7 protein-coding genes are annotated in these 12,972 nt (G+C 71.8%); 3 read left to right on the plus strand and 4 right to left on the minus strand.

The window, feature by feature from the left end; all coding sequences use genetic code 11:
• Positions 1 to 399: 399 nt before the first annotated feature.
• Complete coding sequence (locus ACZ7M2_RS44875; protein ID WP_352053901.1) at positions 400 to 960, minus strand: MarR family winged helix-turn-helix transcriptional regulator; 561 nt, start codon at positions 958 to 960, stop codon at positions 400 to 402.
• A 144-nt stretch (positions 961 to 1,104) separates the two neighbouring features.
• Here ACZ7M2_RS44875 and ACZ7M2_RS44880 point away from each other — a divergent pair, with 144 nt between their 5' ends.
• Positions 1,105 to 2,382 carry an MFS transporter gene (locus tag ACZ7M2_RS44880; protein ID WP_403702068.1) on the plus strand — a complete coding sequence of 426 codons (1,278 nt, stop codon included), beginning with the start codon at positions 1,105 to 1,107 and terminating at the stop codon, positions 2,380 to 2,382.
• 119 nt (positions 2,383 to 2,501) lie between these two features.
• On the opposite strand, the gene ACZ7M2_RS44885 is transcribed toward ACZ7M2_RS44880, so the two are convergent.
• Together ACZ7M2_RS44885 and ACZ7M2_RS44890 are read right to left on the minus strand one after the other, a co-directional pair.
• Positions 2,502 to 4,157 carry an ATP-binding SpoIIE family protein phosphatase gene (locus ACZ7M2_RS44885; RefSeq protein ID WP_471600212.1) on the minus strand — a complete coding sequence of 552 codons (1,656 nt, stop codon included), beginning with the start codon at positions 4,155 to 4,157 and terminating at the stop codon, positions 2,502 to 2,504.
• Positions 4,158 to 4,399: 242 nt separating this feature from the next.
• Entirely contained in the window at positions 4,400 to 5,779 is a 1,380-nt protein-coding gene (locus tag ACZ7M2_RS44890) for an NAD(P)/FAD-dependent oxidoreductase (protein WP_471600213.1), read from the minus strand.
• 374 nt (positions 5,780 to 6,153) lie between these two features.
• Here ACZ7M2_RS44890 and ACZ7M2_RS44895 point away from each other — a divergent pair, with 374 nt between their 5' ends.
• Positions 6,154 to 6,933 (plus strand): TetR/AcrR family transcriptional regulator, encoded by a 780-nt coding sequence (locus tag ACZ7M2_RS44895; protein WP_471600214.1) that lies wholly within the window; start codon positions 6,154 to 6,156, stop codon positions 6,931 to 6,933.
• Positions 6,934 to 7,174: 241 nt separating this feature from the next.
• Complete coding sequence (locus ACZ7M2_RS44900; RefSeq protein ID WP_471600215.1) at positions 7,175 to 9,220, plus strand: sigma-70 family RNA polymerase sigma factor; 2,046 nt, start codon at positions 7,175 to 7,177, stop codon at positions 9,218 to 9,220.
• A gap of 6 nt (positions 9,221 to 9,226) precedes the next feature.
• On the opposite strand, the gene ACZ7M2_RS44905 is transcribed toward ACZ7M2_RS44900, so the two are convergent.
• Positions 9,227 to 12,763, minus strand: a complete 3,537-nt coding sequence (locus ACZ7M2_RS44905) for an AfsR/SARP family transcriptional regulator (RefSeq protein WP_471600216.1) — start codon at positions 12,761 to 12,763, stop codon at positions 9,227 to 9,229.
• Positions 12,764 to 12,972: the final 209 nt, after the last annotated feature.

A 12,972-nucleotide genomic window follows, 5' to 3' on the forward strand; every position in this document is an offset into this window, starting at 1 on the left:
CTTTGTTCTTGCGTTTCCGACTCTATCAGACCGTTTCCCGATCCGATTTCCTCGGTGCTTTCCAGGTTTCCGCTTTCGCGTTTCCCTTTCCGGCGGTTCCGACTCTATCAGATCCTTTCGGGCCTGATTCCCAGTCAGCGGGGCTTGTCTTCCCAGCCCTTGGGCCGTTCCGACGTCCCAAACTTTAGCGGATCCTCTCGGCAGTTCCTAATCGGACCGCCGCGCCCCAGGCGAATTGAATTCGGGCACGCCGAATTCACCCGTTTGGGAGATCGTGCTGATGGTTGGGGTGCCGCTTCTGCGGCGGAGGTGTGACCGCAGAACCGTTACGGCTCCGTGGCAACTCGGAGAACTTTACGGATCCAGCAGGGTGGTGTCAACCGCCTCTGTCAAGATCTTTTAATCGAGGTCGCTGAGCCGGCCGCCCGCGTCCGGCTGAGCGTGCTCCACGCGTCGCAGGAGACGCGTCAGAACCTCGCCGAGGACACCGCGCTCGTCGGCGGACAGGTCCTGGAGGAGGTCCTCCTCGAAGACCGTGGCGAGGCGCATGGCCTCCAGCCACTTCTCGCGCCCCTCGTCCGTGAGCTCCACGATCACGCGGACACGGTTCGACTCGTCGCGCTCCCGGGTGACCAGACCCTCCGCGACCATCCGGTCGATCCGGTGGGTCATCGCGGCCGGGGTCAGGCCCAGCCGCTTGGCGAGGTCACTGGGGCCCATCCGGTACGGCTCGCCGGACAGGACGAGGGCCTTGAGGACCTCCCACTCGGCGTTGCTGATGCCGAGGGTGGCGGTCTGGCGGCCGTAGGCGACGTTCATACGGCGGTTGAGGCGGCCGAGCGCCGCCACGATCTTCTCGACCTGGGGGTCGAGGTCCCGGAACTCGCGCTGGTAGGCGGCGATCTGTTCGTCGAGTGTCGGCTCGGTTGTCGGCGCGGTGCGGCCGGGAGTGTCGCCCATGTCCGAAGTATCGCACGGGCTCACTTGGCGTTGAAGTCCTTGAAGCTGTACAGTTCAACATCTAACTTTAGCTTCGAAGTCTTCAGGCCTGCATCCATGCACGCCGAAGCTTCACGACCAAGGCAGGTGAAAGTGACCAGGGCGATGGGCGCAGCGATGCGCCGGATCCACGTGGGCAACGCACTCGGAGCGTTCGGGCTCGGCTTTACCGTCCCCTTCCTCTACGTCTATGTGGCGCAGGTACGGGGACTCGGCTCCATGACCGCGGGCCTCGTGCTCGCCGTCTTCGCCGTAGCCGCTCTCGTGGTGCTGCCGTTCGCCGGACGGGCCATCGTCCTGCGCGGCCCGCTGCCGGTCCTGCTCACCGCCCTGGTCACCGCCGCCGTCGGGGCGCTGAGCCTGGGGCTCGCGAGCAACGCCACGGCCGTACTGCTGTCGGCGGCGGCGCTCGGTGCGGGACAAGCGGTCATGCAGCCGGCGCTGGCGACGATGATCGTGGACTGCTCGACGGCGGACACGCGGTCGCGCGCCTTCGCGACACAGTTCTTCCTGCAGAACCTCGGGCTCGGCGTGGGTGGCCTGATCGGCGGCCACATCGTCGACACGACCCGCGCGAGTTCGTTCACGCTGCTGTTCGCGATCGAGGCGGCGATGTTCCTGGTGCTGGTCGTGATCATGGCGACCGTACGGGTGCCGCACGCGCCGCGGATCGAGGGGGAAGCGCCGCAGGCCGAGGGCGGCAGCTGGAAGCAGCTGCTGGGCAACCGGGCCATGGTGCAGCTGTCCGTGCTGGGCTTCGTGCTGTTCTTCGCCTGCTACGGGCAGTTCGAGTCGGGGCTGTCCGCGTACGGCGTCGAGGCGGCCGGGATCTCGACCTCCGCGCTCGGTACGGCGATGGCGGCGAACACGGCGATGATCGTGGTGGCGCAGTTCGCGGTGCTGAAGTTCGTCGAGCGCCGGAAGCGGTCGCGGGTGATCGCGGCGGTGGGCCTCATCTGGGCCGTGGCGTGGCTGGCCGCCGGATACGCGGGGCTGGGACACGGCAGCCAGACGATGGCGACGGCGGCGTTCGTCTCGACGTACGCGCTGTTCGGACTCGGCGAGGCGATGCTGTCGCCGACGGTCGCGCCGCTGGTCGCGGATCTCGCGCCGACGGGACTGGCCGGCCAGTACAACTCCGCCTTCGCCCTGGTGAAGCAGCTCGCGCTGGCCGTGGGTCCCGCGGTGGGCGGCCCGATGGGGGCCTCGCTGCACGGTCCCTACGTCGTGACGTTTCTGCTCTTCTCGCTCGGCATCACGTTCCTGGCGCTGCGGCTCGGGCGGCAGCTCAGCCCCGTACAGAACCAGCCGTGGCTGGCGAAGAGCCGGGTGGTGGCTCAGGGCGGGGCGGCACCCGCGGAGCCGGTACCGGCGAGCGCCTGACGGAGGTTCGTACGACGTTCTTACGACGGCTGTCACCACGTTTCACCGTGGCGGCAGCCGTCTGCTGTTTCTCGGGGAACGCCCTGGGTGTTTCTCGAGGAACACACCCGGGGCTGGGGTCAGCCGGCGGCGCGGGGCAGGGCGAACTCGCACCAGACCGCCTTCCCTCCCCCGGGCGTACGCCGCGACCCCCAACCGGAAGCGATCGTCGCGACGATCGCGATACCGCGGCCGGCCTCGTCGGCGGGCTCGGCGCGACGCCGACGCGGCAGATGGTCGTCGCCGTCGGTGACCTCGATGATGAGGCGGCGGTCGGTACGGCGCAGCCGAAGGCGCATCGGCGGGGTGCCGTGCTGGAGGGAGTTGGCGACCAGTTCGCTGGTGGCGAGGACGCCGAGATCATGGAGGTCGGACGGGAAACGCCAACTCGTCAGCACGCCGGAGGCGAAGGCACGCGCGCGTGGCGCCGCTTCCACGCCGCCCAGCAGCTCCAGGGCCGCGTTGCGGAAGAGCTCGCCGTCGGGGCCCGTACGGGCGGGGTGCTGGAGGACGAGGACGGCCACGTCGTCGTCGTGGTCGGCGGTGACGCCCGCGGAGCGGACGAGGCGGTCGCAGACGACCTGGGGCGTGCCCGTCGCCCCCGCGAGGGCGCGCTCCAGGGACGCGATCCCCTCGTCGAGGTCCTCGTTGCGTCGCTCGACCAGGCCGTCGGTGTAGAGGACGGCCGTGGAGCCGGGGCCCAGCGGGACCGAGCCCGAAGCGTGCATCCAGCCGCCGGTGCCGAGCGGTGGTCCGGTGGGTTCGTCGGCGCGGATCACGATGCCGTGCTCGTCGCGGACGAGGATCGGGAGGTGGCCCGCGGAGGCGTACACGAGCCGGCCCTCGTTGGGGTCATGGACGGCGTACGCGCAGGTGGCGATCTGGTTGGCGTCGATCTCCGTGGCGAGTCCGTCGAGGAGCTGCAGGACCTCGTGCGGGGGCAGGTCGAGGCGGGCGTACGCGCGTACGGCGGTGCGCAGTTGCCCCATGACCGCCGCGGCCCGCACTCCGCGGCCCATCACGTCGCCGATGACGAGCGCGGTGCGGCCACCGCCGAGGGTGATCACGTCGTACCAGTCGCCGCCGACCGCGGCCTCGGTGCCGCCGGGCTGGTAGGTGGCGGCGACGCGCAGGTCGTCGGGTTCTTCCAGCTCCTGGGGGAGCAGGGAGCGCTGGAGGGTGACGGCGGTCTCGCGCTGGCGGCGCTCGCTGGCGCGCAGTCGCTCAGCGGCCTCGGCGTGGTCGGTGACGTCGGTGACGAAGACGAGTACACCGCCGTCCTGGCCGTCCGGGGTGGCGTCGACGGGCGTGCAGGTGAAGGTGTACGAGCGACCGCCGGGGGCTTTGCGGGACTTGACCGTGCGCGGCTTGGCGCTGCGCAGCACCTGGTCGAGGAGCGGGAGCAGGCCGATCTCCGCGAGCTCGGGCAGCGCCTCGCGTGCGGGTTCGCCGACGGGGCGGGCGCCGAAGGCCGCCACATAGGCGTCGTTGACGTAGGCCACGCGGTGGTCGTGGCCGTGCACGAGGGCGACGAGGGCCGGGACGCGGTCGAGGACCTCACGCACGGGCAGGTCGTCGACGGCGGGGACGGGCGGCGCGTCGTCGGTCAGCTGCTCGGCGCGGGCCGCTGGCACGGAGCCCTCGCCTCGACGGTCCGGGGAGGCCGTGTGTTCGGTCCGCGCCGCGGCGCGGCGCTGCGTTCCGGGGAGCCGGGCGCTCCAGCGGGTGAAGTTCACCGAATCCTTGCCTCGTGATTGTCGTCTCCGGTCGGCTCCGGAATCCGGCCGGGGGTCCGGCCCGCGGCCGGAGCCACTGGAGCGCTGCCTCCCTGATCGGAATCCGGGAAATGCGGCGCTGGGGAAGAAGCCTGTGGGTGCGAATGAGCGAACCGTCGGCCCGCCCAAGGTCGGGACCAGTCTGGCCGACGGGACCGACATCCGTCAGACGCCTGCCTGATCGGTGGAGTTCCTGGGTCCGGTCAGGACGACCCCTTCGGGTCGAGCTTCGGGTCGATGGGATGCTTTCCACCGGCCGCGAGTTCGAACTCCGCTCGAGGATGTTCGAGCGATCCGAGGGACACGATCTCCCTTTTGAAGAGCCCCGCCAAGGTCCATTCGGCGAGCACGCGGGCCTTGCGGTTGAAGGTCGGGACCCTGCTCAGGTGGTAGACGCGGTGCATGAACCAGGCAGGATAGCCCTTCAGCTTGCGCCCGTAGACGTGCGCGACACCCTTGTGCAGCCCGAGGGACGCGACCGAGCCGACGTACTTGTGGGAGTACGTCTCCAGGGGCTCCTCGCGCAGGGAGTGGGCGATGTTGTCGCCGAGGACCCTGGCCTGACGTACCGCGTGCTGGGCGTTGGGCGCGGTCTCCTTGCCGGGCTCCCCGGCGGTGACGTCGGGGACGGCGGCGGCGTCTCCCGCCGCCCACGCGTGCGGGGCGCCGTCGACGGTCAGCTCCGCGGTGCACTTGAGGCGGCCGCGGTCGTTGAGGGGCAGGTCGGTGGCAGCCAGGATCGGGTGCGGTTTCACACCGGCGGTCCACACGACCGTGCGCGTGGGGAAACGGGCGCCGTCGCTGAGGACGGCGGTCCGGTCCGCGCAGGAGTCGAGGCGGGTTTCGAGGCGTACGTCGATGTTGCGGCGGCGCAGCTGGGTGACCGTGTACTTGCCCATCTCCTCGCCGACCTCGGGGAGGATGCGGTTCGAGGCCTCGACGAGGATCCACTTCATGTCGTCGGCGTTGACGTTGTGGTAGTAGCGGGCGGCGTAGCGGGCCATGTCCTCGAGTTCGCCGAGCGCCTCCACACCCGCGTAACCACCTCCCACGAAAACGAAGGTCAGGGCGGCGTCGCGGATCCCGGGGTCGCGGGTGGAGGAGGCGATGTCCATCTGCTCGATGACGTGGTTGCGCAGCCCGATGGCCTCCTCGATGGTCTTGAAGCCGATGGCGTAGTCGGCAAGTCCGGGGATCGGGAGGGCGCGTGAGACCGAGCCGGGGGCGAGGACGAGCTCGTCGTACGTGATCTGCTCCGTGCCCGCGCCCTCCTCGGCGGTGGCGAGCGTGCTGAGCGTCGCGGTGCGCTTGGCGTGGTCGATGCTGTGGGCCTCGCCGATCACGATCCGGCACCGGTCGAGGACCCTGCGCAGCGGGACCACCACGTGGCGCGGCGAGATCAGGCCTGCGGCGGCTTCGGGAAGGAACGGCTGATAAGTCATATAGGGGTCGGGGGAGACGACGGTGATCTCGACCTCGCCCCGATTCAGTTCCGGCTTCAACTTTCGTTGGAGGCGCAGGGCGGTGTACATCCCGACGTAGCCGCCGCCGACGATGAGAATGCGCACAGGTTCCTTCACCATCCCATGACGCACCCCGCTCTTGAGTTTGTCCACAGGCTCGACAATTTGTGTGACCGACGGCCGGGGGCCCGGGGGGTTGGCCGGTTTGCCGGAGTGCGGGAGGAGTGCGCAGGTCAGATGGGGTCATCGGAGGGTTCGGAGGGGGCGTAATCGGGAGGTAACCGACCCGTACTCCGATCGGGGGGCGCTCCGTGCGGAACCTGCCCCTTCTGAATTGACCCCCACTCAACTATGTTCGTGTGTCGACGGGGTGTAGGGGGATGCGCTCGACGAGTCCGCACGACGGGTTCGTGAATCAAGCTTGTTCCGCTCGCTCCGGCTTCCAATGGCGGGGAGAGTCTCCGGGGGGAGACGTCATTACCGGGGGAACGCTTATGCACATTCAGGATGCTCATTGGTCTTCCGCGTCTGCCATCGCGTCCGGTGGCACGGTCGGCGCGGCAACGGGCGGCAATGGCCGCGGTCCGGTGGACGGATCGCGGACGACGCCGCTACGGGTGGACGCACAGCGCAATCTGGAACACGTACTGCGCGCGGCGCGCGAGGTCTTCGGCGAGCTGGGGTACGGCGCGCCGATGGAGGACGTCGCACGGCGCGCCCGGGTCGGCGTCGGCACGGTGTACCGGCGCTTCCCGAGCAAGGACGTCCTGGTCCGTCGGATAGCCGAGGAGGAGACCTCCCGGCTGACCGACCAGGCACGCGCGGCGCTCGGTCAGGAGGACGAGCCGTGGTCGGCGCTCTCGCGCTTCCTGCGTACGTCGGTGGCCTCGGGTGCCGGGCGGCTGCTGCCGCCGCAGGTGCTGCGGGTCGGCGTCGCGGAGGAGGGGCCCTCGGCGGACGAGGCACGGGTGCCGCAGCAGCGGTCCCAGCTCGCCCCCGAGCTCCGGCTCGTCGAACAGCGGTCGGCGCCCGAGGAGGAGGCCATGGCCGCGGTGGCCGACGACGCCGGTGCGGCCGCGCTGCTCGACGTGGTGGGCCGGCTGGTGGACCGGGCGCGCGCGGCGGGCGCGCTGCGGGCGGACGTGACCGTGGCGGACGTACTGCTGGTCATAGCCACGGCGGCGCCCTCGCTGCCGGATGCCGCCCAGCAGGCCGCGGCCTCGGCCCGGCTGCTGGACATCCTGCTGGAGGGGCTGCGCTCGCGGCCGATGTGACGGCGGCCGGGGTGACGGAGTCCGAGGTGACGTAGTTCGGGGTCCGGGCATTCCGGCCGTGGCGCAACTGCCTTGTGGGGAGCGTTTATTGACTATTCCCCACACGGGTGACCACTAGTGCTGTCGTGTGGCAAGTCCCCACGGACGAGTGGTTGGTCCGTGCGGTGGGGTCCGGTCACTGCAGCGTGTGGCACTCTGTCCCGGTATTCGGGTCCGAGTGTGCAGGCGGGGGCTTTCCGCGATGAGCGTTGACGGGCGGGACGAGTCACTCGGTGACGGTGGCGCGGAGGCCGGCGGGCCGCCCTCGCGGCAGGTACCGAGCCAGGGCGGTCCGTCGGGCATCACCCCGGAACCCTCGGGTCCACCGGTTGCTCCAGGTACTTCGGGTGCTTCAGGTACTTCGGGTGTCCCGCGGGACGCGAGCGTTCCGGCGCAGCGCGACCGGTTCGACCGGCGTGATGGCGTCCTGCCACCCCCGATCGAGCCGCCGCCCTCCGACGCCGATCTGATCGGGCGGATGCGGGCCGGCGACGACACGGCGTACGAGGAGTTGTACCGCCGTCACGCCGAAGCCGTCCGTCGCTATGCCCGAACCTGCTGCCGGGACGCGCACACCGCGGACGACCTCACCGCCGAGGTGTTCGCCCGCATGCTCCAGGCGGTCCGCCGCGGCCACGGCCCCGAGCACGCCGTACGCGCGTATCTGCTCACCACGGTCCGCCGCGTCGCCGCGAGCTGGACGAAGTCCGCAAAACGGGAACAACTGGTCGAGGACTTCGCGGTGTTCGCCGCGCAGTCCTCCCGCACCTCCGAGGTGTCCGACGAGGAAACGTTGGACCTGGGTGCCGACGTACGGGCGATGCACGAGGCCGAACAGTCGATGGCGATGCAGGCGTTCCGGTCGCTGCCGGAGCGCTGGCAGGCCGTGCTGTGGCACACGGAGGTCGAGGACGAGTCCCCGAGCGAGGTCGCCACGCTCTTCGGGCTCGACGCCAACGGCACCCGCGTCCTGGCCAGCCGCGCCCGCGAGGGCCTCAAGCAGGCCTACCTCCAGGCACACGTCAGCGCCACGCTCATCATGGACGAGGAGTGCGCGCGCTACGCCGACCGGCTCGGCGCCTACGCCCGCGGCGGCCTGCGCACCCGGGCCGAGCGCGGACTGCGCAAGCACCTGGAGGAGTGCGCCAAGTGCCGACTGGCCGCGGGCCAGATCAAGGAAGTCGCCGGCGGGATCCCGGCGGTCGTGCCGGTCGCGGTCATCGGTTGGTTCGGTGCCGCCGGGTACGCGAAGGCCGTCGCGCTCATTGCCGGTGGCGCAGGAGCGGCCGGGGCGGCGGGCGCAGCGGCGGCGGTGAGCGGCGGCTCGGGCGGGGCGGCGGTCTCGGGCGGGGCAGCGGCCGGGGCGACCGGCGCGGCCGGGGCGACTGGCGGCGGCTCGGGCGGAGCGGGCGCCGGGGGCGGCGCGGCCGCCTCGGAGGGGCTCGGCGCGCCGGTCAAGGCCGGTATCGCGGCGGGAGTCGTCGCGGTGGCAGCGGCGGCGGTGGCACTGGCCCTCGTCGGCAACGGCAGCCCGGCCAAGAAGCCCGAGGCCAAGCCATCGGCCGCCTCGCCGGTGGTCGAAGCACCACAGCCGACACCGACACCGACGCCGACTCCGACTCCGTCGAAGAAGCCCGCGCCAGGGGCCCCAGTGGTGGCCTCCGCACCGAAGCCCGGCCCGACCCCGACCCCCCGGCCCACCCCGAAGCCCACATCCAAGCCGTCACCCACACCCACACCGACGCAGGCGAAGCCGCATCCCACCCCCGCACCGGCCCCCACTCCGACGCCCACACCGCCGCCGCCTCCCGCACCGGTCGTCTACCAGTGGAACGAATTGACGTACAACGTCACCGGTGACCACACCAGGCCCGAGATGCGGCTCGGCGTGAGCAGTTGGGTGTGGCAGCGGTGGGGAGTCTCGATCGCGGGTCAGCGGTACACCCACGGCGTGACCGTGCACGGCCGGTCCTCGGTCACCATCGACCTCAACCGCAGCTGCTCGGCGTACGACGCACTGGTCGGCGTGGACGACCTGACGCTGGGCCTCGGCCAGGTGAGTTTCTCCGTGTACGCCGACGGAGCGCGCCTGTGGCAGTCGCCGCTGATCAAGGGCGGCGAACCCGCGATCCCCGTGCATGTGGACCTCACCGGCCGTACGACGATTCGGCTGGCCGTCGAACCGCACACGAGATTCGACGCGGTGGCCCTGGCGGACTGGGCGGAGTCCACGTTCCAGTGCCGGTGAGGTGAACTACTCCTTCAGCGCCTCCGCGAGCTCCCGCAGGGCGTCGGCCTGGCTGAAGCCCGCCCCCGTCGTCCGCTCGGACTCATGGCGGACGGGACCGAGAGCGGCACGCGCGGCGGTCTCCGTGCGCTCGGCACGGGTGCGCTCCTGGGTGGGACGGGGGTGACCGCCGCGCCAGGAAGTACCGGCCGCGAGCAGACGGGCCGCTCGGGGATGGTCGCCGAGCTCGGACAGCAGGCCCGCCGCACTCTCGACGAGGCTCGCCGTCACCACGTCGGCGCACCGCCCCGCCACCGCCCCGGCCAACGCGTCGGCCATCTTGCGCAGGCCGGGCTCCGGGCCGGACTCGACGGCCGTGACGAGCGCCTCGACCCAGTTCAGCGCCGCCATGAACTGCGGCGGCGGGGTGCCGCGGGCGATCATGTCGCACGCCTGCTCCCACTGTTCACGCGCGACGGCGACCTCGCCGTCGTCCAGGGCCAGCTGGGCGCGGAGCAGACGGACGAAGGCGCCGGAGTCCGTGACGCTGTACCGCTCGGCCGCGGCGTTCGCCTCGTCCAGGGCGGCCAGCGCCTGCGAGCGCTCGCCCGCTCGGTAGGCGAGCTCTGCCAGCCGCGCCATGAGGAAGGGCGTCTCGGCGTACGCGCCGACCTCGAAGGCCAGCCGCAGTGCCTCCTCGTACTCGCCCTTGGCCTCGTCGTAGAAACCGCGCGCCATGGCCGTCTCCCCCGCGGCGCTGCACACCTGGGCGCGCACCCAGCGGTCGCCCACCCGCCGGCTGAGCACCCGTAGCTCCGCGAGGTCGTCGTCCACGCCCGGCATGCCGCCCGGGGCGTCGACGACCATGTGCGTACGGAACATCAGGGTGACGCCGATCTCCCACTCACCGCCGTACGCACGGCAGTTGGTGAGCGCCGCGTCCATCGAGGGACGCACGTCGTGCCAACCGCTCAGGAAGAAGGCGGTCATCGGCCAGACGATGCCCGGCATGGTCGCCGCGTCCGGACCGCCCTTCTCGAAGAAGTCCCGCACCCGCAGGATGTACTCCTGAATCCGCGGGTACTCACCCGCGTCCCAAGGATCGATGTCCACCAGCATGAACAGGTGGAGCATGCGCGCCCGCATCCGCATGCCGTGCAGCGGATGGGACTCCTCGTGGTCCGGGGCGTCGAGGAAGGCGGCCAGTGGGTCGAACCGGTCCAGGTCGGCGAAGAGGTCGCCACCGCCGCGGCCCTCGCACCCCTCACCACCGTCGCCGCTCTCCCCGCCGTGCGCCCCCTTCGCCTCGGACACGACGCGCCTCGCGTCGAGCGCCGCGCCCAGCCGCAGCAGGCGGTCCGTCCATTCCCCGCCCTCGCGACGGAAGTTGCGCAGCCACCAGAACCAGCCCATGGCGAGGACGATCGCACCGGTGTCCTCCTCCGCACCGGCGACGATCGCGCGGTGCAGCGCCGCCCGGATGTTGTCGAGCTCGGTCTCCAGACGGTGGATCCAGGGCAGCTGCGCGGCGGAGCGCAGCAGTGGCTCGGCCTCCTCGACGAGGTCACGCGCCCACGCGCGGTGGCGCCGCTCGGCCGCGGCGCGCAGCTCGGGGACTTCGGCGGCGCGCTCGGTGGCGTACTCGTGGATCGTCTCCAGCATGCGGTACCGCATGCCGCCACCACCGTCCTCGTCGTACGGGGCGGACGGGTCGGACGGGGTCGCGACGATCAGTGACTTGTCGACGAGCGCCCCGACAAGATCGGCCACGCCACCGGCGACCGGACCGGCGAGAGAAGCAGTGAGGGAACCGGTGCAGACGGCTTCGGCGGCCGTGAGGTCCCAGCCGCCCGCGAAGACGGACGCCTCGCACAGCACGGCCCGCTCCCGTTCGTCGAGCAGGTCCCAGGACCAGTCGACGACCGCGCGCAGGGTCTGCTGGCGGGGCAGCGCCGTGCGGCTTCCGGAGGTGAGCAGCCGGAAGCGGTCGTCGAGCCGGTCGGCGATCTGGCGTGGTGTCAGCAGCCGCAGGCGCGCGGCGGCCAGTTCGATGGCCAGGGGCAGGCCGTCGAGCCGTCGGCAGATCTCGTCCACCGCCTCGGTGTCGTGGAGCGCGGCGTCGGTGTCGGGGCGTACGGCCACCGCGCGCTCCATGAACAGCCGGCGCGCGGGGTCGGGCGGCAAGGGCTCCACCGGGCGCACCAACTCGCCGGGGACGCCGAGCGGTTCACGGCTGGTGGCGAGGATGGTGAGCCCCGGGCAGCGGGTGAGCAGGGTCTCGGCGAGTGCGGCGGCCGCGCCGATGACGTGCTCGCAGTTGTCGAGGATCAGGAGCTGGCTGCGCGGGGCGCAGTACTCGACGAGCAGGCCGAGCGGGTCGTCCTGGCCGGCCATCGCCATCTCGTGCGTCATCAACACGGTCTCGCGCAGACCGAGGGCGCTGACCACCGCGCCCGGGACCGCCTCGGGCCGGTCGAGCGGGGCCAGCTCGACCAGCCAAGCCTGCGGGAGCCCGGCGGCGGCTTCCTCGGCGAGGCGGGTCTTTCCCGAACCGCCCGGTCCGGTCAGCGTGACCAGGCGTGCCCTCTGCACATCCGAACGGATCGCGTCGAGTTCGGGTTCCCGGCCGACGAAGGAGTTCAGACGGGGGCGGAGGTTGCCGGTGCGCTCGGGGTCGAGGCGGGGGTCGGAGAAGTGTCCGTCCTCGGCCGATTGCGGAGCCGGCCGCTCTCTGGAGGCGCCGGCGTCGACGCGCCGGCCGCTGCGGGTGGCCGCCTCCGCCCCGCCCCCTTCCCGTCGTACGCGCTGGTCGGCGTCCACGGGTGTGGCCCCCGGCCCGCCCGCTCCCGCCGGGGCGAGCAACTCCGCGTGCAGCCTTTGCAGTTCCGCGCCGGGATCCGCACCCAGACCCTCCTGGAGGGCGCGGCGCACCCCTTCGTACGCGGACAGCGCGTCCGCTCCCCGGCCCGCGTCGCGCAGGGCGCGGATGAGCAGGGCGTGCAGGGCCTCGTCGTACGGGTGGGCGGTTGTCAGCTCCTTCAACTCCGGTACGACGTCGCAGGCGCGGCCCAGTCGCAGGTCCGCGTCGATACGGGTGCGCGTCGCCTGCAGGCGGAGCGCGTCCCAGCGGGTGGCGGCGTCTGGGTCGGGGAGGTCCGCGAGGGCCGGGCCGTGCCACAGGGCGAGGGCGGCGCGCAGGGTGTGGGCGGCGGTGGGCGCGTCGCCGCGATCGAGGGCGGCCTTGCCGTCCCGTACCTGCCGCTCGAAGACGAACAGGTCCACGTCGTCCTTGGTGGCCCGCAACCGGTAGCCGCCCGCCTCCGAGGCGACCGCGTCCTTGCCGATCGCTCGGCGCAGCCGGCCGACCAGGGCCTGCAACGCCGCCGGGGCGTCCAGTGGGGGATCATCCGCCCATACCTCGTCGATCAGGGTCTGGGGGGTGGTCGCGCGGTCCGTTCGTAGGGCGAGCGCCGTGAGCAGGGCGCGTACCCGGGGGCCGCCCAGCGCGACCGGGGCACCCTGTTCATCGTCCGCCTGGGCGACCCCCAGGATTCTGTACCGCACCCGCCTATTCTCACCTCGCCCGGTGCGCAGAACCGAGGCTTTCCCCGGCGGGCCCGCGCCCAGGTTCTCCGCCCCCAAACCCCCGGCAAACCCCCGATCGGCCTGAACGACCTCGTCCTCACACGCCGGACAAGCTGACGACGCGGGCCGGGGTGGACGGGGTGCGGCCACCAGCCACGCCCTGGAACGCCGGACGACCGGAGGCTTTC

This window comes from Streptomyces sp. NPDC111507 (assembly GCF_055638955.1).

What these genes read in the sequence shown, in the direction of transcription:
- ACZ7M2_RS44875 (WP_352053901.1), bottom strand. Translation starts at nt 960, where the DNA reads ATGGGCGACACTCCCGGCCGCACCGCGCCGACAACCGAGCCGACACTC.
- ACZ7M2_RS44880 (WP_403702068.1), top strand. Translation starts at nt 1,105, where the DNA reads ATGGGCGCAGCGATGCGCCGGATCCACGTGGGCAACGCACTCGGAGCG.
- ACZ7M2_RS44890 (WP_471600213.1), bottom strand. Translation starts at nt 5,779, where the DNA reads ATGGTGAAGGAACCTGTGCGCATTCTCATCGTCGGCGGCGGCTACGTC.
- ACZ7M2_RS44895 (WP_471600214.1), top strand. Translation starts at nt 6,154, where the DNA reads ATGCACATTCAGGATGCTCATTGGTCTTCCGCGTCTGCCATCGCGTCC.
- ACZ7M2_RS44900 (WP_471600215.1), top strand. Translation starts at nt 7,175, where the DNA reads ATGAGCGTTGACGGGCGGGACGAGTCACTCGGTGACGGTGGCGCGGAG.